Raw genomic sequence first — 24,138 nt, forward strand, 5'->3', positions numbered from 1 at the left:
GGAAAACCATCCCTACACCTTTCATATTCTGGAAAACTGGCTAATTACGGCCAGTTTTTTTATGGCTATTGTTCTTGCTTTATATTCTTGTTAATCCTCAAACTAACTATATTGAGATAGTTAAATTCTGTTATATCGGATTCAGGAATCAAACAGTTGAGAATAAAAAAGCATCAATCACTTGTTTATATAGTGAACCCATTTCTAGCTGCTTTGTATGGTCTGAAAAAGCAATATCTGAAGTATTCACTTCATTGAAGTCCAATTTAAGATCTAACTCACCAACTTTATTTATAAAATTTCTATGCATAAACTCTGGAGATGAAGACACCATACCACCTGCTGGGAATGACCAATCATCCGATTGTTGCTGCAAAATTTTATAGTCTTCTGGCAAGTCCTCAGCCAACCTATTGGAGAATAATGTCAGTTCATCAGTAGCCATTGTAAACAACCAAGCTTCCTGATTTTTACTTTGATTCACGCGCAAAATCCTACCCAATACTTGTCTGAAATAAAGTTCAGTTTTGACAGTACTAAGGTGGCAACAGACCTGAAGCCTGGGGATATCGGTACCTTCACTAATCATGCCAACACTAACAATCCATTGGGTTGTTGAATGTCTATAATACGCTATCTTAGAAAGGGCATCTCGATCGTGATATGTCACAATTGTTGCAGTTTGGGCAAACTCGTCTTCCAAAATTCTCAGTAGTTGGTATGCATGCTCGACTGAAGAAGCAACAATCAAACCGCCAGCATCAGAATTAGTTTTACGTATTTCACAAAGTTTTTCACATCCGACTTTGAGCACATACTTCATTGCTTCTGGATGCCAAATTATTGATTTATATGAAGCAGTTGTTTCACTAAGAAAATCTGAGATGGAACCAAATTTTTTAACTATATCGTCTGAAGAAAAAACTAAATTATTACTGTTTATTAAAACAATTTTTGGTTTACGACAAACACCATCGACGATAGCTTGTTGCAAGCCATATATATAGTCACAATAGATCTCGCCATCCGGATCAGTATATTTTGAAAGTACAATCGGTGTATTATCTGTTCGCCACGGGGTCCCTGTTAGTGCCAATGTGTAACTTGCACATTGTTGAACTTGAGCAAGTATTTCCCCACCCCACATGTTGGCATTATCCAACGAACCCCCAGAACAATGATGAATTTCATCGAAAATGACCAACACACTATGTCTCTGCAAAGAGATCCAGAAGGTCTTATCGAAATACATCAGGCTATGGTAAGTATACGCAGCACCAACTGCCCCAAGGCCGCCATTGAAGTTCCTTTCAAGAATATTAGAGAACGTACTTTCAACGGATGAAACCACGGCAGATGAAGGTCCGAAGAATATGATGAGATCTACCAGATTAAGCTCGAGCATCCTCCTGGCAACTTCAGCAGCCATCATAGTTTTCCCAGCACCAGGGCTAGCAAGACATAGGAAGTGAGGTGATCCAGATTTGTATTTTTGTAACGCTGCTTCAGAGCATTCTTTCTGCCACTCCCTCAGCATGCGCAATGCTCATCGTTATGCAGGCCGAGCACTTTCGATAAAGCAGTAACCCTGCCAAGCAAAGCTGCAGACTGATTTTTTGCCTGCTGATAGAGTTCAATGAAGCATCTCTTTCTACTGGGAAAACGCTCCATTAAAGACTGGTACTCTTCAATCTCACTAAGAATGACGGCAAGTTTAGCCTCATGGACAGTTTTTTCTTTCCTCAGGTCCACGAAGAAAAGATCGACATCCAAAACGGGTAGTTTCGTTTTTTCGGGCACAGCTGTTAGGCGTGAGTTCTTTGGCAATTTTCTTGGTATGAAAGTCGTTGAATAAAAGCTTTCCGTTTTCTTGTACAAGTTCTTCGAACGCCCATTACTATTTTCAATTTTATAAATGAAGCCCAATGCCTCTAGCCGGAGAAGTTGTCTGCGGATGAATTTTCTGGCTTCTTTCACATCAGCATACTCATCTGTAATCTTCAGCAAAGCGTCCCTGAGATGGATAGCACCAAACTCATCAAAATCTTTTTCTATCAACAAATTATAAATATACGGGTGCAACTTCACTGCAGACTTCATTGTTAAAAAATCCAAATCAGTAAACTTAGAATTGCTAAGTATACAGAAACCAACGAAACTTAGACAATCGAAGCATTCTAAGGCAATGATGATGACTAAGTGGCTCACCCAAACCCGATACCTGAGAGGCTCAAAGCAGCCAGAACAAAAGCCGGGATCACTCAGAAAGAATTGGGTATCCGAATTGGCATGGAGCCAAGTTCAGCGAGTGGCCGCATGAACCATTATGAGAAGGGGAGACATACTCCTGACATTGATACTCTAAAACGTATGGCTGATGAGCTTGGGGTACCGATTAACTACTTCTTTTGCGAGAATGAAACGACTGCAGAATTAGCTCGTCTGATCGCTAACATGACTGAGCAACAGCAGGCCGAACTGATTCTTATGTTGAAGAAAAATCAGGCATAGCATTACCACGGACACTTATTCCTATCTAGCCTCGATTACCTTGAAGAGTTCTACAATCAGACTCGCTACCACTGTCATCTTGGTAGTGTAAGCCTTGAGGCCTTCGTAGAGGCCTCTTCGAGAAGAAAGGTTATGTATCGAACGTGAAACACTCCAAATATTTTTATTTATACCTGATGGAGCTGTTCATTAAGGATTTCTTTAAAACCCACTTGAATCATTTTTCGGGCGTCTGTTAGGCCTGACATTCCATTTTTGAACTGGGTCAAAGCACTCTCAAGCATTGAGATGCAATACTCATAACTTATATCTGGTCTTACGTTATGCATATATAATACATAGAATATCTTTTGCTCAATCTTTTGAATGCTTTCAGATGACGTATCATAAGTATTTTTGACAAGAAAATAGCTTTCTATGATGTTTGGCGCATCTAATATATTGAAATTCTCTTCAGAAAATATTTCATCATAATACTTCCCGAAAATATGCTGTTTTTGATTTGATGATTTATCTGGATTACCTTGAATAGCGAAAAGAATTTGACCGAATTGTTCCATGCTGATTTTATAACGATAATTTTTTTCGTCATTTATTCCGGTATCACCGTTCTTCCTTGAGTAAATTATGTCATGTTCATCAAGCAATTGTTCCAGATGAATTTGAAGTGTACTTAAAGACTTCAAATCAACACTAGATATTGAGTTTTGGCTATTAGTGAATTCAGCAATTTTATTTACCACTTCATTATTTGAGGTGTTAAATATTCGAACAAGAACCTCACTTTTTGCAAGATAATCTGTGATATGGGATTCTTTTTGTGCGTTAAAATTATGAAGTGTACGTAATGTCTGCCCACCATTTAACACCTGAAAATCATCAATAGTAATGCGAACTTTTTTATTTGCATTAACCTGTTCCGCTTTAATATTTTTAGTAACAATTGTCATTCCATTGTTATACATAAAAAACATAGAAGGATCATCTTTTAGCGATTTTTCAATTGCTTGATTATATTTTGATTTTTGAACAAAACCTCTTACATTATCAAACAATACTCCATAATCAAGTCTTTCATTTGCTAGAACATCCATGCGTTCACAATGATAATCATTCCGCAGTTCGGGATTTTTACAAGTTATTCTGATAATATCTGCTGCATTGAGCCTAACAATATATGATTTCGAAGTTGATATTGAACTTTCTGAGTACGATAATAGTGCGTCGTTATCAATGATTAATTCAGCTTTTACTGGAGCTGGCCTTATGGACATCATACTTTTAATATCTGGTAGGCATATGGAAGATACCTCCATGTCATAAAATATTTTCAATTGAGAAATTGATGTCTCATCCGAATCTATAGGAATAGCTTCATTACTTACCATATAGAGTGTCATTTTCCAAACATCATTACTATTTAATCGCTGTATTGCCTGGTATACAAGCCCCTTAAGCTTCCCTTCTAATCCATCTGCATTTTCATTCAAAATACAATTAACAAGTTTTGTTGAAACAAAGGCATCATTTGAACTTTGAGCTTGTCCGGGTTTGAAGCTTTCGCGAAACTTAAAGTTAAATAGTTTTATTTCCTTTATATCATCATCGATATATACTGCATCAATCCCATGATCGTTAAATCGCTGATTGATAAGGTGGGCATTATATTCTGTGTCCGTGATAAAATCGCTCAGGCGATCTATATCTTTTTCATCACATAAGGCTTCAAGAATAAAGAAGTAAAAACCAAATCGCTCCATGAGCTTTTCATTTGAAGGAAGGGTATGAAAGTTATTGGATTTTGAAAATAGATTAAAATATTTCAAACATTTAATATTTAATAATTTGAAATCGTTAATGCTTGCGGTTGTCATAGATTTTTTTCTCAAATGGCTTTCTAGTAAGAAAGCCTAATTTCTGCTTTTTTTTGAAAAAATGATTGTCAAAGATCAAAAATACTTGCAATCGTCAATAAAAATGCCATTTAGCAGCAACCATTTTTGCTACAATTTAGTAGGGAAATAATTAACAAAATGTTGTTTTTTTAACCATGAAAACTAATACCATATCCCAGCTCAAAACAACATCAATAGCTGTCTTCTCCTCAGCCTTATAGCCCAGTCCCAGAAAAATACTGCCCAAATCAGGGCTGTTGCAAAAAATGAAGTCGATAAATCTATGAACGGTATTACTGCCAATAGCCTCTACCGACAATCCAACTCTCCTCTTACCTTCGCTTTAGCTGCTGTTCGTTTTTTGTACTATATTAACTTTCTCTAGAGCTGAACTAATTAGGAGCCTAGGTGATGGCCCGGATAATCAAATCAGCCAGTATCATCCATGGCGCGACAGCACAAATAAAAGATAATTCAATGAGTTATAGTAACGGCATTGAAACAGGCAGCATGCCTACGCTTTATAACAAAGATGGTCAATTCGTTGAAATTGTAAATTTATGGTTTTTAGATCTGAAAACAGTCAAAAGGTTAGAAGATATTAGCTCTTCTACCAGAGCAATTCTTCGTTACTGGTCCTTTCTCGAGCGTGAGGGCCTTGAGTGGAATCAATTTCCTCCAGTTAAGCGCCTGAAACCCACATATCGTTTCCGTAGCAACGATTTATTAAATGCGGTCAGAGAGGGAGTGTTGGCATTCTCAACAGCTAATACTTATATGGGGCATGTAGTTCAGTTTTACCTCTGGGCAATTGAAAACCACCACCTCATCATATCCAACGAAAAAGAAGCTCCTTTTACCATTGAGTTTGTTAAGCGTAACAATAATGGTCTACTCGCTCACCTTCGCCCCATGATCAGCGTGCAAACGAGCGACTTACGTATTCGCGTACCCAAAGTTTCCAATACCGAAGCACAGTCATTAACACCATTATCTCAAGATCACCTTACCTTGCTATCATCCAACTTGAGCCATCAATCTATTGAATTTATGTTGATGAGTTTGCTAGCCTGCAAAAGTGGTTTGAGACTCCGTGAAGCATGTACTCTCACAATTGAGGCTTTATCTCAAGCTTTGCCCGCCAACGAACTAAAGTTACGTTTTATGATCACCATCGGACCCCACAATGGTGTTGAGACGAAATTTAGAAAAAAAAGAAAGATAGAAGTCCCTTGGACACTTCTAAATGCATTACAACGCTATTCGTTGTCAGAAAGAAGACAAAAAAGACTTTCAAAATTACAGACAAAAATAGCTACTCAAAAAACATCCAACGTCCCAATTTCGGAAAAGAATAAAGAATCCAACAATAAAGCATCTCGATTCGAGCCCCTTTTTATCAGTCAGCAAGGGAATTGTATTCAACCCGAAGTTCTAAATGCAAGGTGGGTTGCATTTAGAAATGAACTCGCAAAAAAAGTACCTAGTTTTCGTTATCGTTTCCATGACCTTCGATGCACCTATGCTACATACAGACTACAAGACCTGCTGGATAGCAATCTCTCGGAGGGGGAGGCCCTAGACTGTCTTATGGGATGGATGGGACACAATAACGAAAGAACCACATTTAAATATATCCGCTATTTGAAGAAAAACGAGATGCTCAAGTGTGCTTTTTCGCTGTTAGATTCAGTGATGGATAATGCAATAAGGGAGAATTTAGATGACTACTAGAATCCTTCCACCCCGAATTAATCATGAAATACTATTGGAGGTTACAGATGGCGGAAATCGGTCTAAAACACTAGATTTCAATCGCTACAACTATTTGCACTTCCCCATTAGAAATAACATTAATAGAGGTCGTAGTTTATTTCAAGAAAGATCAATCAGCGCTGAATCGTTATATGTTGCATTCAGAGATTCAGATTATTCATCAGCCACAAAATTTTATCTTTTTGAATACCTCAGGCAATATATTATATTTTGCGACAAAAATCACCATTCTATTTTCACAAATGAATCTGTACAATACTATTGTGACAGTCTTATCTGTAAAAATAAATCCGGGAAAATTGTAAATAGCACTTACACACTTATTATTAGTGCTACAAAAAGTTTATTCGTTCTATTTGATTTACCAGGACGGTGGTTTGATGAACTACCAACTTTGGGGAAATCACAAGCAGAGCCCTATAAATCCTATAGTGACAATGATTTAAAAAAATTACTCCCTTTATTAAGAGGCTTTTTCAAACAAATATCCAATAAATTCTTACAGGACCCAGACTTGTACCTTTCTCAAGGAAAAAATGAAACTGACATGTTTTTCAGGTGGAATGGTAAAATATTTCCAGTATATGGTTGCGCCGGACAACTAATGGCTTCTGCCGTATATCTTATGTCTTACTACACATGGGCAAATACAAATACATTACTTTCCCTTGAAAGACCAGACATATCTAAAAATAATATAAACGGTGAGTGGTATCAAATGCCCGCATTTAAGCGCCGAGCATTTAGAGTTATCACTATTCAAATCGGCGCTCACGATCAGATAAGCATCCCAAAATATTCCTTAGAGTTTTTCAATCAACTTCTAGATGTTTCAAAAGCTATATCAGTTAAAAGTAAGTTACTTTTTCAGGCTGGTTCAAGTAATCGTACTACCCCACTATCAGCTGTCCAGTTACAAAATTTTAATAGATTTCTCAAAAAATATTTTGGATTAACTGATGATAAAGGTCTTAGCTTATCACCAGTAATATCGAGATTTCGTGCTACTGGTAGTCAATTGACGCAATTAAATTACTCTCATATACATAGTGCTTCACTATTAGGTAATTCACCAAAAACCACGCGAAAGCATTATTCAGAAGGGAATGAATATGAAAATCAGTCAATGCTCCAGGACTCCGTATCTGTTTTTGCGGACAAAGCGTTAAATGGTGGAAACATAGAGACCTCTAAGAAAAGAATAAAAAATGAACTTAACATTGAAATTTTAACATATGAAAATATGCTTAAAATGAAGTCTACACCAATGCGGCAGGCCCACGGCAGCTACTGTAAAAATCCATTCGGGGAACAGGCTAATAAGTTTTTGCTACGCGCCCAGCGGCACGAATTGCTTTCTACAGAAAAATTTGCCTGTTCTGACCTACTGATGTGCTTTTCCTGCCCTCATCAAGTTGTTATCGCTGAACCTACTGATATTTGGTGTTTGCTGAGTTTTAAAGAATGTATAGAAGAGAGTATTTACAAGCACGTTGATCATATTCATTTCCATAATAATTACGACTATGTATTGTCGGCAATTGGAAAAATCTTGATGAGCATTGATAAAAAAATACTCTCAAGTGCAACTCAAAAATTTCTTGATGAAGGTCTTCATCCTTTATGGAGGGACCAGTTAATTCTTTATCCATATGGCAATAAGGGCTCGTGATGAAAAAAAACACATTAAAAATTTATTTACCCGATACTGTAAATGACATTCAGTGCCCAGAAATTTGTGATGTAGTGTCTCTTCATCGAAAGCAATACAAGGATAAATTAAATGACGTTCCTATTTGTATGGATGACAAGGGGAATGTAGCCGCCAAGTTTGGCGATATGATATGGAATATTGAGGCTCTGGTAGCTACTAAAAATGCTACACATAGACATATTAACTTCTCAGTACTGAAGTCTCATTCTTTACTCTTATACGAAATGAAACTAATTTGCTATGGATGGATATTCACGAAAAACATGCAATATAGTTCACCGACTAAAATATCGACAATCATCGGAAGAGCATCGGGTCTGAAGATGAGTTATAAATTTTTGATATTAAATTCCTTGGATAGCATTTCTCGTATATGCGAACCTGAAATATGGGGTAAGTATCTAAACTTTCTCGAAGTACAAAAAAAGAGCGCGGGTACTTTAGTTCATATTCTTTGTGCTCTTCAGCAAGCCTATCTACTATTTCCATGGATGGGCATTGATTATCGTGAAATAAAAATAAGCCCTACTATTTTAAGTAAAAAATTATGTCGAGATGAAGCAATTGAGAGAGAACAAACCTTAGCTATACCGGAGGGCATTGCAGATAAATTATTACACTTTGCAGTAAACCTTGTAGAAACCGCATGGAAATACAGGGAAAAACTGGGTGAAACAGAACAACGTCTTCAGGAAAACTATAAACTAGGAGAACAGGCAGTTCAAAACAAAATAATATCTGGTCAATGGAAATGGTTAACGGTCGAAAAAGGCACCCCTGCTTTCAGACACCATTTTGCCAAAGAGGCGTCCCATTACTCCCCCTTTAAACCATCTGACATCATATCTGATCTTCTCGCGGGCTATCCTGATTGCCCAGTAGATGCTGATGGTTCTTGGTGGCATTTACAGCGAGGAAATCTCACAGCAGCCTGTTTTGTTTGTTGTGCTGCATTCTCAGGTATGCGGGAAAGTGAACTTTTTGAGTTAACATCTGAGAGTTATTACAACGCTGTCTATAGCGGCAGAACCTTTCATTTTCTAAAAGGTAAGACCCATAAAATGAGAGAAAGACATACTGAATGGGTTGTTGCCCCTGTCGTTCAAAAAGCGATTGAAGTTATGAGCGCGTTAACGAAACATTTAAGAGAAAATTTGCTACAACATGCTTCAACTATGCGGGATATAGAGCTTGCGCAATGCCTTTGGCTTTCCCAAGGGCAGCGCTCAACTCAGCCAAAAAGAATATCATGCTGGTCCTTACGCCTCACAAATTTCTCCAAATACGCTGGTGCAATTATTTCTGAAAAAGATTACGCAGAATGTCTTCGTTCCAACCCAAATAGTCAGGAAAAGATCAAAAATCATGTTCACATTGGAAAACACTGGGCACTTTCGCCTCATCAGTTCAGAAGGACTCTTGCCTTTTTTACAATAAAAAACAGATTGGGAAATGCGATAGCCATCAAACAGCAATTCAAACACCTCTATCTCCAGATGTCTGAGTGGTATTGCGAAGGTGGAATCCCTTCACGCCTCGATGAAGTTGAGGCCGACAAAGAATTGCAGAAAATGATAGATACTGTAAGTAATGAGCAAATCACCCAAAAATACTGGTCATGGTTTCATAGTACCGAAACCCTTTCAGGGAGCCATGGCAAAGACATTCTGAAAATCAGAGATGATTTGCCAATTATGTTTAGAAGCTGGGAAAAGTTATATAAATTGGTGAAAGATAAAAGAATTACGTTACACGGAACGCTACATAGTTATTGTAAGAACGGATATGATTGTGAGATGGAAGGGGTAATCAACCCCGCATTCTGTGTAGATTGCAGCACGCATGGAAGCATTATAGACAGCGAGCAGGCGGCATGGTGGAAAAGCAAACATGAAACTTTAATCATATACCTAGCTGAAAACACAGGAGTATCAATGGCGGTTTATACTCATTGCATTACCCAGATTCGTGCAGCTGAGAAAGTGATGTCTGACTTTGCAATAGAGTATTTGCCATATAAATCAGAAATAGAGATCAGGACAGATGAATAAAAAATATAATACCCTATTAAGGCTCGAAGCAGCTTTAGACCGAATTTTATGTGGCGAACCGCAGAGAATCGCACAGTCTCGGAAACTAAGTGTTCGTGCTGTAGAAGTTGAATCTGGACTCGGTAACGGTAGTGCATATTACTACACTGAAATTATTGAAAAAATCACGAAACTTAAACAAGAGAGTAACTCTCCTTTTGCTGTAGACAGCCCAAAACATCAACAAGCTAAATGGAAGCAGAAAGCAATTGAAGCGGAACGATTAAAAAACAAATTCCGAGATGAAAACATTACGTTGAAAAATATTAATTCACAAATTGCCGCGGATCAATATAAGCAAATGAGTTCATTGAAAGAAGCATTGCTCCGTATTTTGGCACTCGAAAAAAAAATTGAAGAACTTGACATTGAACTTGTTGAGACGAAACGAAAAAAAATCACCCTCCTCAAATAGCAAATTACTGTAAAACACAGTTAATGTGTATAGCAAATTTAATCTGAAGCTCTCAACTTAACATTTTGAATAGCTGTTCACCCCGATTCAGTAAATAAATATGGACTATATTTTAAGAATAGGAGGATTCTATCGGGATGCAAATAAAATTATGAATCACTTCCATCCATAGAGTTTTGTAAGTAATTTTAGAAAAGTAAAGTTCCTGCTGTCTAGCACAGCCTCATTTTTTATAACTAACTGTTATTTAAAATATTTATATGCATTTCCAAAACCCACATTAATCCTGATGTATATTGGTGTTACTAAACCAATATTATCGTTAGACGTGCATTTTTGTATTGCTATTGAAAATACATATGAGAAAATATAGATTGTGGAAAGAAAAAAGAGGAATAAGTTTGAACGTAGAGCCACGTCAGGTGCACCTCATTGAGAGGGCTGCTGCGTTAAAATGTAAACCCTGTAATGACTTTATGAGTGAAGTACCATGTAAAAAAGCTCATGAAATATTGTCAGGCCCATGCTTGGTTGTTTTTACAGATGATCAATTTGAAACCGTTGAAAAAATTCTTGAGCAGCCACTATCAGAAAACAACGGATTTAAGTCTCTAATGAGCGATAAGTACTCATGGTAATATTTTTCAACGAAGTCTAGTACTTTAATGATTAAGTAAGATTCAATAACCACTATGAGACTGTAATTAAAATTGTGTAATTGCCTGTTTTGGATATGTTCACTCCTACAACGGAGAGAGGCAAATTATGGACGAAAAGAAACTCAAGGCCCTCGCGGCTGAACTGGCTAAAGGCCTTAAAACCGAAGCCGACCTAAATGCGTTTTCCCGCATGCTGACGAAGTTAACCGTCGAAACGGCTCTCAATACAGAACTGACTGACCACCTCGGACACGAGAACCCCCCCCCTAAAACAGGCTCAAATACCCGTAACGGATACTAGTCAAAAACGTTGCTTTGCGATGACGGCGAAATTGAGCTGAACACACTGTAAGTATCCCTTCAAAACGGTTCATTCACTTTTAGAGATCTTACGAAAAACTAATTTTGTGCGTGCGAGGCTAACTTCTGCTGTTCGCTCAAAGCAGACCTACGGCTCGGTTGGCTGTCCGCCTCGTGCCAAAAGCGGACTTTTCTTACCCGGTAAAAACAAGCCAAAGGGTCCATAATTACATGTATTACGGACCCTTACGCAGCAGCTCACTCATTCCTCCCCCGAGGGGATTTACAGGGAATCAGGGCCAACAATCATTGACTTTTTGTCACCTGCGGCAGTTTCCATTCATTATTCATGACGGCATCCTGAGGTTGATACATACGGAACAGTAGATAGAAGTTGCCCTCAGGTGCAGGTAACCAGTTTACGTTCGGGTCGGTAGGTTTTTTTATGGCTGAGTGAAACAGTAATACTGCCATCAGGACCCTTGACCAGGCCTTCCGTGTCGGTGCCCACTTTGTAGCGATTGAGCTCATTGTTAACCAGCATTTTGGTTTTGGCATCGTACATGGTGATTGACCAGAACGCGTTCACCGGAGGCTCGCTCGGCAGCTTGATGATGTAATCATTAGCGCCGGTCAGCGGCTGGTTCTCGCTGTCGTTATAGCGGATTGGATAGATGGCCTCTTTCTCACCCTGCCCACCGAGATATGGCCCGGAAACTAACGCAGGCAGTGGGTAGTTATAGCCGAAGGAATCTAGCCCTCGCACGTAACTCCAGCCATTCCGGTCTTCGGAGGTACTGGTTAATGTAGACGCTGCGACATTTGGTGCATCCTCCAGGCCGCGTTTCACGCCATCAATCATCACCTTTGGCGCAATGCCTTTCCGGCCAGTAAAGCTTCTCTGCAGGGATATTATCGAACCAGTTTTGCAGATAAAACCAGGCATCAATGGCCGCCTGGCGTAATGCTTTTGTGGTCTTCTCATCGGGATTAAATGGCTCGCCTTTATGAATGCCCAATGAAGAAAGCATCCCCATCATGATTTTGTCCTGTTCCCTGACAGGCTCAACACTGGCTATCGCGTGCAGATCTTTGAAATGTCTTTCGTCGTAATATGGAAGTGTTGGATAGCGTTCGTTGCGCGTTAACGCCATGTTATCCCTTACAGAAAGATGAACTAAGATAAATTTACAGTTCAGTGTAGCTGGAACTTTCTATACAGCCTGTTTTGATAAGGCCGCCGCCAAAGTCGATGACCATTTTTCTATTCCCGGTGCATCTTCGTTTACAGGATGAGTCTGTCGGAAGGTCTTTAAATGTGAATGGTACGATTATGCGGGGTGGTTACCCGACGACGATAACCGGTCAATTTACTGGTAGTTGTTAATGATAGTTAATCTTTCTAATAATCAATCAACCACTCAATTTATATGGATTTAAATATTCACGCTTTCTTTTGAAATTGATACCAGCAGATTAACGACTCGGTATTTCCGTGCATTTACCCAAACTTTCTTTTCAAGATTAATAGTTTCTCTTCTAAACAAGTCTAAATGTAATAACGAATTTCTCGTCTTGACTATACTCATTTAGTCCCTAAATGAACGGAGTCCCAAAGATGCTTAATAACGTCCCTTTTAAAAGGACAATGATAGCCAGCATGCTTACATTAATGTCTGGCGCCGTGTCCGCTGTTGAAGCCACTCCCGCCACAGCCTCACCCGAAAACGCACCGAAACAAGACGCTTCAAAACCCAACATCGTGGTTATTTTCGGTGATGATATTGGTTACTGGAATATCAGTTCTTATAACCAGGGCATGATGGGTTACAAAACACCGAACATCGACAGTATTGCCAATGAAGGCGCCAAATTCACCTCCTACTATGCAGAACAAAGCTCAACGGCTGGGCGTTCTTCGTTCATTACCGGGCAAATGCCATTCCGTACCGGGATGAGTAAAGTCGGTATGCCAGGTGCACCACAAGGCCTGAGCAAAGAAGATCCCACCATCGCCAACATCCTTAAACAGCTCGGATATGCTACCGGTCAGTTTGGTAAAAACCACCTCGGTGACCGCGACGAATTCCTGCCAACCGCACACGGTTTCGATGAATTTCTCGGCAACCTCTACCACCTGAATGCCGAAGAAGAACCAGAAAATCCGGATTACCCGAAAGATCCTGAATTCCGTAAAGAATTTGGCCCACGTGGCGTCATTAAAAGCTCGGCCGACGGCAAAATTGAAGATACCGGCCCACTGACGGTTAAACGTATGGGCACCGTTGACGAAGAAACACTCGCCGCAAACAACGACTTCATGGAACGTCAGACCAAAGCTGGTAAGCCGTTCTTCACGTGGTTTAACACCACACGTATGCATAACAAAACTCACCTCAAAGATGCCAGCATTGGCGCGACAGGTCTTGGGACTTACGCTGACGGCATGGTAGAGCATGACAAAATGGTCGGTGAGGTGCTGCAAAAGATTAAAGATTTGGGCATCGAAGATAACACTATCGTTCTCTACACCACCGATAACGGCCCGATGACGGCAACCTGGCCTGATGCGGGTATCACTCCGTTCCGTGGTGAGAAAAACACCGGCTGGGAAGGCGGTTTCCGCGTCCCTGCCATGATCAAATGGCCAGGCCATATCAAACCGGGCAGTCTGGTAAACGACATCTTTGGCAGTAACGACTGGTTCCCAACGCTGGTTGCCGCAGCGGGTGTTCCGGATATCAAAGAGCAATTGCTGAAGGGCTACAAAACCCCATCAATCACCTACAAAGTCCATCTTGATGGCTATAACCAACTCGACTTCCTGCAAGGCAAAGGCGAAGACCCGCGTAAAGAGTTCTTCTACTGGAGCGATGACGGCGACTTACTGGCAATCCGCTACGGCCGATGGAAAGCGCACTTCATGATTCAGGAACACACGGGTCTGGATCTGTGGCGTTATCCGTTCACCAAACTGCGTGCGCCAATGATCTTCGATCTGGAAGTTGATCCGCTGGAGAAAGCTTCCGACGGTATGGGTTACCAGAGCTGGTTCTACGACCGCATGTTCCTGATGGGCGGCGCGCAGAAATACGTGAAAGAGATGCTGGCAACCTTTAAAGATTACCCACCTCGTCAGAAACCAGGTTCATTCACCGTTTCCGATGCCGCGGCAATGATCGAACAAGGTTCAAACGCGAATAACTAACTCGCGGTGAATCAGGTGGATTAATTAATCCGTAGGGTGGATAAGCGCGAGCGTCATCCACCATTTGCACCCGCAATGGCGGGTGACGCAGGCTTACCCGCCCTACACAAATCCTCCGTTTTCCAAAAAGAGTTTTCGAAGGGGCAGCTATGAAGTACAGCACCACATTGCCGGTTAAAGCATTACCGTCAGCAGAGAAATACGATGGCAAAGGCCCTGAATACAAGCGTCGTTTCCATGTTATGGCGAAGCCGACTGGCTCCACCTGTAATCTCGATTGTTCCTACTGTTTTTACCTGCATAAAGAAGACCTTCTACATCAGGACCGCCACACGGGTATGAGCGACGAAGTGTTGGAAAACTTCATTCGCCAGTACATCGACGGGCAAGATGGCGAACAAGTGGTTTTCTCCTGGCAAGGTGGCGAACCCACATTGATGGGGCTAGAGTTTTTTGAAAAAGTCGTCAAATTCCAGAAGCAGTACCAAAAACCCGGTCAGCGCATCGAAAACGATCTACAAACCAATGGCGTGCTGATAAACGACAAATGGGCTGAATTCCTTAAAGAACACCGTTTTCTGGTGGGACTGTCGATTGACGGCCCACGGGAATTGCATGACCGCTATCGCGTCACACGCAGCGGCAAACCGACTTTCGACTTAGTGATGAAAGGCGTCGAAGCACTCAAAAAATACAAAGTCCCGTTTAACGCCCTCGTCACTGTCAACCGCACCAATGCCCGCTTCCCGCTGGAAGTGTACCGCTTTGTCACCCGTGAGCTGGAAGCAACCTACGTGCAGTTCAACCCCTGCGTAGAGCCAGTTGATTTCAAAGTCACCGCCCCGCAATTCTGGCGTGACGATACCATCCCGATTACTGGCACCCGCCGCGCGCGCCCAGGGGATCTCGACTCCATCGTGACCGACTGGTCGGTTGACCCGGACGACTGGGGCACTTTCCTGAAAACGGTGTTTGAAGAGTGGGTTAATAACGATTTAGGCCGCGTACAGGTCAACCTGTTTGAAACGGCAGTTGCTCAAACCATGGGCATGCCCGCGCAAATCTGTACCGCATCCGAATTCTGCGGCAAAGGTTTGGCTATCGAGAAAAATGGCGATATCTATTCCTGCGACCACTACGTTTATCCCGAATACCAGATTGGCAATATCGAAAACACTAAACTCGCCCACATGGCATTTTCCGAACGCCAGAAAGCCTTTGGTATGGGTAAGAAAGATACGCTGCCGGAATACTGCAAACAGTGCCCGTACCTGAAATTATGCTGGGGCGAATGCCCGAAAAATCGTCTTGTTCGCACCCCGGATGGCGAGCCTGGCCTTAATTATTTGTGTCCTGGCATCAAAACTTTCTTCAATTACGCCGAGCCGATTTTGGTCGGGCTCGCTACGCTTTTGAAACGTGACTTTGCAGGATTGCGCAAATGACAAACAGAGAGAAGCTGCTCGAACTCGAACGGCGTATGAATCAACAAGTTTTGGGGCAGGAATCGCTGGTACGGATGTTAATTGTCGCCCTGCTTTGCGACGGACACGTGCTGCTCGAAGGCTTGCCTGGGCTGGCCAAAACCCGTGCGGTACGGGAGCTTGCTAAACATATAGAGGGCGAGTTCCGTCGCATACAGTTCACCCCGGATCTTCTGCCGTCAGATATCACCGGCAGCGAGATTTACCAGCAAAATGCCACGCGTGAAGAAGACCAGTTTCGTTTCCGGCCAGGCCCGGTATTCGGCAATATCATCCTTGCCGATGAGATAAACCGCGCCTCGGCACGCGTGCAATCGGCCCTGCTCGAAGCCATGGAAGAACGCCACGTTACCGTTGCCGGGAAAACCTGGCCGCTACCGGGCATTTTCATGGTGCTGGCGACGCAAAACCCGGTGGATCAAGAAGGCACCTGGCCGTTGCCAGAAGCGCAGCTTGACCGCTTTTTGATGAAAGTTCTGGTGGATTATCCGTCCAAAGAAAACGAGCAAAAAGTGATGCAACTGGTGCGTTCGGAGCAGCAGCAAAAATATCTGGCAAGCGGCGATGAACAAACGGAAAAACCGGCTGAAACGCTGATGTTATCGCAGCAAGATATTGCCACCTGCTGGCAGGAAATCTCAGCGGTTTACGTCGCGCCAACCATTGAAAACTACATCGTCAATCTGGTGGATATGACCCGCCATCCGCAGGGTATCAGCGACACGCTCGCCAGTTACATCACGTTTGGCGTCAGCCCACGCGGCACCTTAGCACTCGATCGTTGTGGCCGCGCACTGGCCTGGCTCGAAGGCCGCGACGCGGTATTGCCAGAAGATATCAAGCTCGTCGCCCCGGCAGTGTTACGCCATCGCCTGATGCTCAGTTACCAGGCCAACGCCGATAACACCTCGCCAGACGACGTGATCCGGATGTTGCTCGACGCAGTGGTGGCGTAATGAATAGCGCGTTACAGGTGGATCGCCAAACCCTGATGGCGCTGGCAGGCGAAGCGCGTTTGCTGTCGAACCCGCCTGGGCAGATCCCACCGGGAGCGCTGGCGGGTGAGCGTGTTTCACGCCAGCAGGGGCGTGGGCTTAATTTTGACAGTCTCCGGCGCTACCAACCAGGTGATGACGTGCGGTTGATCGACTGGCAAGCCACCGCCCGCCTGCGATCGCCGTGGATCCGCATGTATAACGAAGAGCGCGAGCGCCCGGTGTTCTTGATCGTCGATCAGCGGCTGGATATGTTTTTTGCCACCCGCGGGCAAACCAAATCTGTCGCTGCCGCCAAAATTGCGGGCCTGCTCGCATGGCGAAGCTGGCACGATGGCGACCGCATCGGCAGCGCGGTGTTCAGCGATGCGAATTACAGCCTGCAAAAATGCCGCGCCCCACGCACCAATCTGCCCGCAGTGCTCGATGACCTGCTGCAATACAACCAACAATTACCCGAACGCTACCCTGATGAAACACCCGCAACCGTGACGCTCGGCAGCGTGCTACAACATGCCATGCATCTGATCCCTGCCGGGTCCTGGGTGGCCGTCATCAGTGATTTCCACGATCTCGATGCGTCCGGTGAAGCCTTGCTGGCCGCCCTGCGGCGACGCTGCGAGATTAGCGCGTTTGTCACACTTGATAACCTGCATCTCACCCTCCCGGCACAGGGAAACCTGGCCGCCAGCTATCAGGGTCATGAAGCCGCATTTTCGCTTTCGCCACGGCTAAAAGATGAGATTCAACAGAGCGTGACTGCGCGGCTTTCCGGTCTGCAAAATCGACTGACACGGCTTGGCATCCGCGTGAATCAGATAGTCGTCACAGACGATCTTCTCAAGCAGCTACAAAAGGGAGTCTGAATGCTGGAGAAAGGATTTAGCGTGCCGGAGCTGTTAAACCCGGCGCTTCCACGAAGTATCTCCTGGTTTCCCCTGCCGCCCGGCTGGTTTGCGCTCGGCGGCGTGTTACTTATCGCGCTGATTATCTTCGGGTTATTCCGCCTTGCGAGATGGCGGCGCAATGTGTGGCGTCGTGAAGCACTGGCGGCATTGCAACAGCCGCACAGCGCAGATAGCTGGCTGGAACTGATAAAACGCATTCTGCTGATGCACCAACCGCGCAGCCAAATTAGCCACACGCTTGCGCCAGAACAACTTCTCCAGCAGGTGGAAATCGACGCCGATTTACGCCAGCAATTGAGCGCCAAATATTGCCAGCCGGATAACCAGCTCGAGGCGAATCAAAACGCACGCCTGCAAACTCAACTGAAACACTGGCTGGAGAAACTGCCTTATGTCTGAGTTTCTGAGCCGCCTCGATTTCGCCTGGCCGTGGGCGTGGTTACTGATTTTCCTGCCGTTGCTTGGCCGCTATTTTTTACCGCAGGATCGTGAAGTCAAAGAACACGTTCGCGTACCGTTCTTACCGGAATTAATTGATGAGCTGAAACTCAACAGCCAGCCGGTGCGCACCAGCAAACTCTCAAGCCTGATTTTTTGGCTGACGTGGATCCTGCTGGTTGCCGCCCTCTCGCGCCCGGAATACCTGACTCCGCCGCAGCATATTCAAAAACCAATGCGCGATGTGGTGCTGATTCTGGATGTCTCCGGTTCGATGGGCAAAAACGACGTTCAGGGTGGGATCACGCGCCTGCAGGCCGTTCAGGAATCGGTGCGAAAATTTGTGGCGGCGCGTAAAACCGACCGCATCGGGCTGGTTATTTTTGCAAGCCAGGCGTGGCCATTCGCCCCGGTTAGCGAAGACAAACAGGCGCTGCAAACCCGCATTAACCAACTCGCGCCAGGCATGATTGGTCAACAAACCGCGATTGGCGACGCGCTGGGAATCGGTGTGAAACTGCTCGATACCACCACCAACAAAGACGCCAGCAAACTGGCAATTTTACTCACCGACGGCAACGACACCGCATCGCAATTAGCGCCGCCGCTCGCCGCACAACTGGCGGCAACGCACCACGTTCAGGTTCATACCATCGCCTTTGGCGATCTGAACAGCACTGGCGATGACAAAGTAGATTTGCCGCTGATGCAGGATATCGCGCGCATTACCGGCGGAAAATCCTGGACTGCCGCCGGTTCCGGTGCGGCTCTCGACAGCGTATGGCAGGAAATCGACGCCATCACCCCCGTGCAGGTGAAATCCATCGGCTGGTCGTGGCACATCCCGCTGTTCCAGTGGCCGCTGCTACTGGCGCTGGCGTTGCTGATTTTGCTCGCGGTCACGCGATTCGTGCGGGAGAAAACAGCATGAGTGACTTCCATTTTGTTTACCCCTGGCGGCTGCTCGGCCTACTGATTTGCGCGCTGCTGTGGTTTGTCGCCAGCAGCCAACGTAGCGCCTGGCACCAGATTATGGACAAGCCATTTGCCAAAGCGCTGATTATTGGGCGACAAAAACGCCTGACCCAGATTTTACCGTGGTTGTGCGCACTCGGTGTCATCGCCCTGGCAGGCCCGACCTGGCAGCGTGAACTCCCGGCCGCACTGACGCAGCAAAGCAACATGATGGTGGTGTTACAGCAAGATCCGGCGATGTACGCGCAGGATTTAGCTCCGAGCCGCCACCAGCGTATGCAGAGCAAAATCATGGACCTGATGAACCGTTCAACAGGCACGCATTTTGGCCTGGTGGTTTACAACGCTCATGCATATCTGACCACACCACTCACTTCCGACCCGACGTTTTACTCGCTGTTCTTGCATGCCCAAAGCCCAAATTTATTGCCAGAAGGTGAAGGCTCGGGGCTAAAACAGGCTATCGCCCTGGCGATGAAAAACATGCCAGAAACACCGAATATGCCGCGCAATATTTTACTGATTGCCGACACCGTTTCGGCGCAAGATGCAACCTGGCTTGCCCAACAAAAAGTGCCGATCCAAATCTGGGTTCCGGGGACCGCACGCGGGGGTGAGTTACCCGAAAGCTACGCCCAGCGAGGGATTGATACGCGTCTGAACGTCGAACGCTTTAGCCAAATTCGCGACGGCGGCATTCCGGTCACGCTCGTCACCAGCGATGACAGCGATTTATCGGTACTCGCCAGCCACATCCAGCAATCGGTGAGCGCGCAAAATAACGCTCGCGGCGATTTGCACTGGAAAAACAGCGGCTATCTGCTGGTGATCCCAATGCTTTTGCTACTGCTGCTCGGGCGGCGACAGCTGATTTGCTGGCTGATTGTGCTGGTGCCGCTGCTGTATCTGCCACAAAGCCAGGCCGCATGGCAGGATGCGTGGATTAGCCCGGATATGCAGGGGCAAATCGCGTTCAATAAGGGCGACTACAAAAAGGCGGCGGAACGCTTCCAGGATCCGCTGTGGCAAGGCATTGCGTATTACCGGGCGGGAGATTTTGTCGCCGCCACTTCGGCATTTCGCCAGGCGCCGCAAACCGCGGAATCGCTGTTATGGACGGGCAACAGCTACGCCCAACAAAAACAGTGGCAGCAGGCGATCAACAGCTACGACCGCGCTTTAAGCCTGCGCCCGGACTGGGAGATGGCGCAGAAAAACCGCGCCGCCATCGCCAAAATCATCATGGAATTGCGCCAGAAAGAACGCGATCGCCAGGCGGCTCAGGGCAAAGAACAGGACTATAAACCGGACGAAATTAAACACGATTTAAAGAAAGATCAGGGCGTCAATCAGAAGGATATCCAACCCGTTGCCAGCAGCAGCCCGCAGGTCAATCAGTGGTTTGAAAACCTGGAGGTTTCCCCTTCCGGCCTGCTGGAAAATCTTTACCGCGCCAACACGGAGGAGACGCCATGAGAACCTTGCTGATGGTGCTTTTACTGGCGGTGTTACCTGCCCAAGCGGCGATGGACATTACGCGGGAGCTTGAAGCGCCACAGCATGTCGCGCCCGGTCAGCCCGTGCGGGTGGCTATCACCTTCTGGACGGATAGCTGGTTTAATCCGCCGCCGCAATGGCCTGATTTTAAAATTGAGAACGGCTCGTTACTCACCACGCCGCTGCCAAACCAACTGCTGAGTCGCCAGAAAAATGGCATTAGCTGGAGCGGCGTGCGCCTTGAACGACAAATCACCGCGTGGGATCAGGGCGTGCTGCTGATGCCTGCGGTGGAAATTACGCTGACATCGCCCAACCAGCCGCCGGTTACCGTGCAGTTGCCGGAGCTGAAAAAAGAAGTTGCATGGCCGAAAGGCGTGGAACAGCCGGATCGTTTCCTGCCCGCCAGCAACTTAAAGCTCAGCCAGAAAATCACCCAGTATCACGCCGCCAAAGACGACAAACTTCACGCCGGTGACGTGGTTGAACGCACCGTGACGGTACAAGCCAACGGCATTGTGGCGACGCAAATTCCACAATTGCTGTATGCGATTCCAGGCACTGACACGCAGCGCCTGACGCCCGAAAACACGATGCTGAAAACGGGACGAGGTGAAATCGAAGGGGCGCAGCGAGTAGAAACCCTGCGCTATCTGCCGTCGCAGGCGGGAACCATCACGATTCCTCCCGTTAAATTACGCTGGTGGGATACGGCGAATAAGCAGTGGCAACTGGCTGAACTGCCCGGCTCAACGATACAGGTTCTGGACGCTCGCGCCGCAGGCGGTGAATCCGCACTGCGCGGCACCACCGATGATGACAACTGGCGCACCGTTTTGATTATTGGAACCTTCGCCGTCCTGGCATTACTCATCTGGTTTACGCGACGCCTGCTGTGGCGCAGTGTGCGTTATCTGCACCACGTCTGGCAGCGCTTCTGGAACCCTGTCCCATTGTCCGAACTGACTCCCACCAAAAGGGGTGAACGATGAAACACGCATTACTCTTCAGCGCCATGCTATTCGGTACTATTGGCGCAGCGCATGCCGATGACCCACTCTCTACCTGGAACAATACTTCGTCGAAACAGGCCATTGAGCAATGGGTGCAAAATGCCACTAATAAAGATCGTTCGACTTTTATCCCGCCAGAAAAGCGCTACGTGGTATTTGATAACGACGGCACGCTGTGGCCGGAAGCACCGCTGACATTCCAGCTTCAGTTTGCGGTGGATGAAGTGAAGCGCCTGGCACCTGAGCACCCTGAATGGAAAAACGACCCTGTTGTGAGCGCGGTACTAAATGACGATTTAAAAACCGTTGTGGCTTCCGGTGAGAAGGGGCTGATTCAGCTTTTAGAGCTGACTCACAGCAACATCACTACCGAGGAGTTTAACCAGCGTGTCAGCAACTGGGTCGACAGCCATCGTGATAACCGTTTTGGCTGCAGATATGATCAAATGAGCTACCAGCCAATGCGCCAGTTACTCGATTACCTGCGTGAAAATGGCTTTAAAACGTGGATTGTGTCCGGCGGCGGCATTGATTTTATGCGCGTAGTGGCAGAAAAAATGTATGGCATCCCGCCTGAGCAGGTTATCGGATCATTCTCGCTCAGCGAGTTTTCCCTGACAGACAACGGCACGCAGTTGCGTAAAACCATGAAAGGCGCGTTTAACGACGATGCGGCAGCCAAACCGGTCGCTATTCACCTGTTTATGGGCCAGCGCCCGGTTGCGGCGTTTGGTAACAGCGACGGTGATTTAGCGATGATGCAGTACACCGCGTCAAACCCGGACTATAAGACCTTCGGTTTACTGGTTCACCACACAGATGCGGAGCGTGAATACGCTTATGACAGCCATCCACCGGCGAGTGGAAAACTGGTTGAAGGGCTAAGCCTGGCGAAAGAAAAAGGCTGGGCTATCGTCGATATGAAGCACGATTGGAAAACAGTTTTCGACCCAGCATTATGTAAATAATGTCATTGTATCCAACACAAAGCCCTTAACTCATAGCACTGAGTTAAAGGCTTTTAACAATCAGAACTGATAACTGTAATTGACGCTGGTAAACCACAGATATGGATTATCGTAATTGCCCGCCAAAACCGCCGGAGACTGAATTATTGAAGACTGCATATGCAGATATTCCACTGCTATCCCAATATTGCTTGCCTGGCTCAGTTGATACTGCGCACCGGTGGCAAAACGCCATTCGTCACCCGTTGGCAGGGTTAAAGCCGCATCACTCTGATCTTTGTATACAGTACTATCAAATGCCACGCCGGCATTGAGACGCCACTCTTCAGTTGGACGGTATTGCACACCCAATGCGGTATGCCAGGTATCTTTAAGGCGGCTGGTTTTGTCGAGCGCCTCACCTGCCACGGTAATCTGTGGTGCACCAAACTGGCTCCAGTCCTGCCAGCCAAGATCGCCCATCACAGACCACTGTTTATCGATATCGTGTACCAGGCTCAGCATGATTTGCTGTGGCGACCGGACTTGCGCACCGATGGGTAAGGTGAAATCGACATTTGGCAGGTTGGGGAACCGCGCCTGAGCATCAATAGTAAAGTCGTAATCGGTTTTACTGTTCCAGGTTATCCCCGCGCGGGTTTGGTCAGTCAGATCCATCAACAAACCGAGACGATAGCTCATCGCCCAGTCGTGGTCTTTTTGCGTTTTATCATCCCCATCAATGTTGCGCGTCAGCGACAAGAAACCATAGTTGGCATTGACTGACCCCCCGATGGAAACACGATCGCTCAGTTTCCAGGCCAGAGAGGGGCTCAGGGTCATGGCAACCATGGTGCTCTTTTTGATTAACCGGTCTCCAGCCCAGTCGCCAAAATCTATCCCCAGACCATAGTTTCCATACAGACCAATGCCCGCATACACATCATCACTGACTTTTTGGCTATAGAAGCTACTGGCATTAGGGAAAATATTCATGACATTCCCCGGGCTCTGTCTGGCGTTATCTAACTGATAATTGATATCTCCCCCCATGACCTGTAGACCACCGGTGAACATATGATCCGGTAGACGGGTCATACCCGCCGGATTGGTGACAATGGTAGAAGCATCCTGAGCGCGTGCAGCCTGCCCGGCACCGGCCAGTGCCGTATCTTCTGTACCAATCTCATAAAAATAAAGGCCACTCGCATGAGAAAATGAGGCTAACAGCAGTCCTGAACACGCCACGATGCTCTTTTTCATGTGCCACCTGTTTCTTAAAATAACCGCTAAAAGGCCTGGGATAGCCTGCG

At 45.6% G+C, this 24,138-nt stretch carries 22 protein-coding genes and 1 pseudogene; 15 read left to right on the top strand and 8 right to left on the bottom strand.

Annotated elements, in window-relative coordinates:
* Positions 1–148: 148 nt before the first annotated feature.
* Positions 149–1,537: a DEAD/DEAH box helicase family protein gene (locus tag EDF88_RS16460; RefSeq protein ID WP_134185880.1), complete on the bottom strand. Its 1,389-nt coding sequence runs from the start codon at positions 1,535–1,537 to the stop codon at positions 149–151.
* Positions 1,531–2,100 (bottom strand): hypothetical protein, encoded by a 570-nt coding sequence (locus EDF88_RS16465; RefSeq protein ID WP_134185882.1) that lies wholly within the window; start codon positions 2,098–2,100, stop codon positions 1,531–1,533. Before EDF88_RS16465 ends, EDF88_RS16460 begins: the two co-directional genes overlap by 7 nt.
* Positions 2,101–2,199: 99 nt before the next feature.
* Between EDF88_RS16465 and EDF88_RS16470 the strand changes: the two genes are divergently transcribed.
* Positions 2,200–2,511 carry a helix-turn-helix transcriptional regulator gene (locus tag EDF88_RS16470; protein WP_134185884.1) on the top strand — a complete coding sequence of 104 codons (312 nt, stop codon included), beginning with the start codon at positions 2,200–2,202 and terminating at the stop codon, positions 2,509–2,511.
* Between the two features lie 167 nt (positions 2,512–2,678).
* Here the strand turns inward: EDF88_RS16470 and EDF88_RS16475 are convergent, their stop codons facing one another.
* Positions 2,679–4,385, bottom strand: coding sequence for an AIPR family protein (locus EDF88_RS16475; RefSeq protein ID WP_134185886.1), 1,707 nt, complete (start codon positions 4,383–4,385; stop codon positions 2,679–2,681).
* 151 nt (positions 4,386–4,536) lie between these two features.
* Positions 4,537–4,725, bottom strand: a complete 189-nt coding sequence (locus EDF88_RS16480; protein WP_134185888.1) for a hypothetical protein — start codon at positions 4,723–4,725, stop codon at positions 4,537–4,539.
* A gap of 92 nt (positions 4,726–4,817) precedes the next feature.
* Between EDF88_RS16480 and EDF88_RS16485 the strand changes: the two genes are divergently transcribed.
* From EDF88_RS16485 to EDF88_RS16510, 5 genes and pseudogenes are all read left to right on the top strand, one after another.
* Complete coding sequence (locus EDF88_RS16485) at positions 4,818–6,140, top strand: site-specific integrase (protein WP_134185890.1); 1,323 nt, start codon at positions 4,818–4,820, stop codon at positions 6,138–6,140.
* Positions 6,130–7,854, top strand: coding sequence for a hypothetical protein (locus tag EDF88_RS16490; RefSeq protein WP_134185892.1), 1,725 nt, complete (start codon positions 6,130–6,132; stop codon positions 7,852–7,854). The genes EDF88_RS16485 and EDF88_RS16490 overlap by 11 nt, the downstream gene beginning before the upstream one ends.
* On the top strand, positions 7,854–9,947 hold the full coding sequence (locus tag EDF88_RS16495; RefSeq protein ID WP_134185894.1) for a hypothetical protein: 2,094 nt from the start codon (positions 7,854–7,856) through the stop codon (positions 9,945–9,947). Before EDF88_RS16490 ends, EDF88_RS16495 begins: the two co-directional genes overlap by 1 nt.
* Positions 9,940–10,401, top strand: coding sequence for a hypothetical protein (locus tag EDF88_RS16500; RefSeq protein WP_134185896.1), 462 nt, complete (start codon positions 9,940–9,942; stop codon positions 10,399–10,401). Before EDF88_RS16495 ends, EDF88_RS16500 begins: the two co-directional genes overlap by 8 nt.
* A gap of 765 nt (positions 10,402–11,166) precedes the next feature.
* A pseudogene (locus EDF88_RS16510) lies at positions 11,167–11,358 on the top strand (IS256 family transposase); the annotation flags it as partial.
* A 308-nt stretch (positions 11,359–11,666) separates the two neighbouring features.
* Here EDF88_RS16510 and EDF88_RS24965 read toward each other — a convergent pair.
* Genes EDF88_RS24965 through EDF88_RS16520 form a run of 3 tightly spaced genes read right to left on the bottom strand, consistent with a single transcriptional unit; the run spans position 11,667 to position 12,514 of the window.
* The gene (locus EDF88_RS24965) at positions 11,667–11,834 is read right to left on the bottom strand and encodes a DUF1214 domain-containing protein (protein WP_243839628.1); all 168 of its coding nucleotides are present in this window, start codon (positions 11,832–11,834) and stop codon (positions 11,667–11,669) included.
* Positions 11,761–12,222 carry a DUF1214 domain-containing protein gene (locus EDF88_RS16515; protein WP_243839633.1) on the bottom strand — a complete coding sequence of 154 codons (462 nt, stop codon included), beginning with the start codon at positions 12,220–12,222 and terminating at the stop codon, positions 11,761–11,763. The genes EDF88_RS24965 and EDF88_RS16515 overlap by 74 nt, the downstream gene beginning before the upstream one ends.
* A complete protein-coding gene (locus EDF88_RS16520; protein WP_243839629.1) occupies positions 12,215–12,514 on the bottom strand; it encodes a hypothetical protein in 300 nt (99 codons plus the stop codon). The genes EDF88_RS16515 and EDF88_RS16520 overlap by 8 nt, the downstream gene beginning before the upstream one ends.
* A gap of 464 nt (positions 12,515–12,978) precedes the next feature.
* Between EDF88_RS16520 and EDF88_RS16525 the strand changes: the two genes are divergently transcribed.
* The 9 genes from EDF88_RS16525 (at position 12,979) to EDF88_RS16565 (ending at position 22,846) form a co-directional block, all read left to right on the top strand.
* Complete coding sequence (locus EDF88_RS16525; RefSeq protein WP_064556227.1) at positions 12,979–14,568, top strand: arylsulfatase; 1,590 nt, start codon at positions 12,979–12,981, stop codon at positions 14,566–14,568.
* A 149-nt stretch (positions 14,569–14,717) separates the two neighbouring features.
* The gene (locus EDF88_RS16530) at positions 14,718–16,013 is read left to right on the top strand and encodes an anaerobic sulfatase maturase (protein WP_134185900.1); all 1,296 of its coding nucleotides are present in this window, start codon (positions 14,718–14,720) and stop codon (positions 16,011–16,013) included.
* Positions 16,010–17,008, top strand: a complete 999-nt coding sequence (locus EDF88_RS16535; protein WP_064556225.1) for a MoxR family ATPase — start codon at positions 16,010–16,012, stop codon at positions 17,006–17,008. The genes EDF88_RS16530 and EDF88_RS16535 overlap by 4 nt, the downstream gene beginning before the upstream one ends.
* On the top strand, positions 17,008–17,913 hold the full coding sequence (locus EDF88_RS16540; protein ID WP_034492681.1) for a DUF58 domain-containing protein: 906 nt from the start codon (positions 17,008–17,010) through the stop codon (positions 17,911–17,913). Before EDF88_RS16535 ends, EDF88_RS16540 begins: the two co-directional genes overlap by 1 nt.
* Positions 17,914–18,354, top strand: coding sequence for a DUF4381 domain-containing protein (locus EDF88_RS16545; RefSeq protein WP_064556224.1), 441 nt, complete (start codon positions 17,914–17,916; stop codon positions 18,352–18,354). It begins immediately after the preceding gene.
* A complete protein-coding gene (locus EDF88_RS16550; RefSeq protein WP_064556223.1) occupies positions 18,347–19,324 on the top strand; it encodes a VWA domain-containing protein in 978 nt (325 codons plus the stop codon). Before EDF88_RS16545 ends, EDF88_RS16550 begins: the two co-directional genes overlap by 8 nt.
* On the top strand, positions 19,321–20,844 hold the full coding sequence (locus EDF88_RS16555; protein ID WP_134186043.1) for a tetratricopeptide repeat protein: 1,524 nt from the start codon (positions 19,321–19,323) through the stop codon (positions 20,842–20,844). The genes EDF88_RS16550 and EDF88_RS16555 overlap by 4 nt, the downstream gene beginning before the upstream one ends.
* Positions 20,841–21,857 (top strand): BatD family protein, encoded by a 1,017-nt coding sequence (locus EDF88_RS16560; protein ID WP_134185902.1) that lies wholly within the window; start codon positions 20,841–20,843, stop codon positions 21,855–21,857. The genes EDF88_RS16555 and EDF88_RS16560 overlap by 4 nt, the downstream gene beginning before the upstream one ends.
* A complete protein-coding gene (locus tag EDF88_RS16565; protein ID WP_064556220.1) occupies positions 21,854–22,846 on the top strand; it encodes an HAD family hydrolase in 993 nt (330 codons plus the stop codon). The genes EDF88_RS16560 and EDF88_RS16565 overlap by 4 nt, the downstream gene beginning before the upstream one ends.
* Positions 22,847–22,906: 60 nt before the next feature.
* Here EDF88_RS16565 and EDF88_RS16570 read toward each other — a convergent pair whose 3' ends face one another.
* Positions 22,907–24,088, bottom strand: coding sequence for an outer membrane protein transport protein (locus tag EDF88_RS16570; RefSeq protein WP_064556219.1), 1,182 nt, complete (start codon positions 24,086–24,088; stop codon positions 22,907–22,909).
* Positions 24,089–24,138: the final 50 nt, after the last annotated feature.

Origin of the sequence: Buttiauxella sp. BIGb0552, assembly GCF_004366275.1 — a bacterium.
GTDB classification, from domain to species: domain Bacteria; phylum Pseudomonadota; class Gammaproteobacteria; order Enterobacterales; family Enterobacteriaceae; genus Buttiauxella; species Buttiauxella gaviniae.

Bases quoted from the DNA above. Each gene is read 5' to 3' on its own strand.
- EDF88_RS16460 (WP_134185880.1), bottom strand. From the start codon at position 1,537: ATGCTGAGGGAGTGGCAGAAAGAATGCTCTGAAGCAGCGTTACAAAAA.
- EDF88_RS16465 (WP_134185882.1), bottom strand. From the start codon at position 2,100: ATGAAGTCTGCAGTGAAGTTGCACCCGTATATTTATAATTTGTTGATA.
- EDF88_RS16475 (WP_134185886.1), bottom strand. From the start codon at position 4,385: ATGACAACCGCAAGCATTAACGATTTCAAATTATTAAATATTAAATGT.
- EDF88_RS16485 (WP_134185890.1), top strand. From the start codon at position 4,818: ATGGCCCGGATAATCAAATCAGCCAGTATCATCCATGGCGCGACAGCA.
- EDF88_RS16490 (WP_134185892.1), top strand. From the start codon at position 6,130: ATGACTACTAGAATCCTTCCACCCCGAATTAATCATGAAATACTATTG.
- EDF88_RS16495 (WP_134185894.1), top strand. From the start codon at position 7,854: ATGAAAAAAAACACATTAAAAATTTATTTACCCGATACTGTAAATGAC.
- EDF88_RS16500 (WP_134185896.1), top strand. From the start codon at position 9,940: ATGAATAAAAAATATAATACCCTATTAAGGCTCGAAGCAGCTTTAGAC.
- EDF88_RS24965 (WP_243839628.1), bottom strand. From the start codon at position 11,834: ATGGCAGTATTACTGTTTCACTCAGCCATAAAAAAACCTACCGACCCG.
- EDF88_RS16515 (WP_243839633.1), bottom strand. From the start codon at position 12,222: ATGATTGATGGCGTGAAACGCGGCCTGGAGGATGCACCAAATGTCGCA.
- EDF88_RS16520 (WP_243839629.1), bottom strand. From the start codon at position 12,514: ATGGCGTTAACGCGCAACGAACGCTATCCAACACTTCCATATTACGAC.
- EDF88_RS16525 (WP_064556227.1), top strand. From the start codon at position 12,979: ATGCTTAATAACGTCCCTTTTAAAAGGACAATGATAGCCAGCATGCTT.
- EDF88_RS16530 (WP_134185900.1), top strand. From the start codon at position 14,718: ATGAAGTACAGCACCACATTGCCGGTTAAAGCATTACCGTCAGCAGAG.
- EDF88_RS16535 (WP_064556225.1), top strand. From the start codon at position 16,010: ATGACAAACAGAGAGAAGCTGCTCGAACTCGAACGGCGTATGAATCAA.
- EDF88_RS16540 (WP_034492681.1), top strand. From the start codon at position 17,008: ATGAATAGCGCGTTACAGGTGGATCGCCAAACCCTGATGGCGCTGGCA.
- EDF88_RS16545 (WP_064556224.1), top strand. From the start codon at position 17,914: ATGCTGGAGAAAGGATTTAGCGTGCCGGAGCTGTTAAACCCGGCGCTT.
- EDF88_RS16550 (WP_064556223.1), top strand. From the start codon at position 18,347: ATGTCTGAGTTTCTGAGCCGCCTCGATTTCGCCTGGCCGTGGGCGTGG.
- EDF88_RS16555 (WP_134186043.1), top strand. From the start codon at position 19,321: ATGAGTGACTTCCATTTTGTTTACCCCTGGCGGCTGCTCGGCCTACTG.
- EDF88_RS16560 (WP_134185902.1), top strand. From the start codon at position 20,841: ATGAGAACCTTGCTGATGGTGCTTTTACTGGCGGTGTTACCTGCCCAA.
- EDF88_RS16565 (WP_064556220.1), top strand. From the start codon at position 21,854: ATGAAACACGCATTACTCTTCAGCGCCATGCTATTCGGTACTATTGGC.
- EDF88_RS16570 (WP_064556219.1), bottom strand. From the start codon at position 24,088: ATGAAAAAGAGCATCGTGGCGTGTTCAGGACTGCTGTTAGCCTCATTT.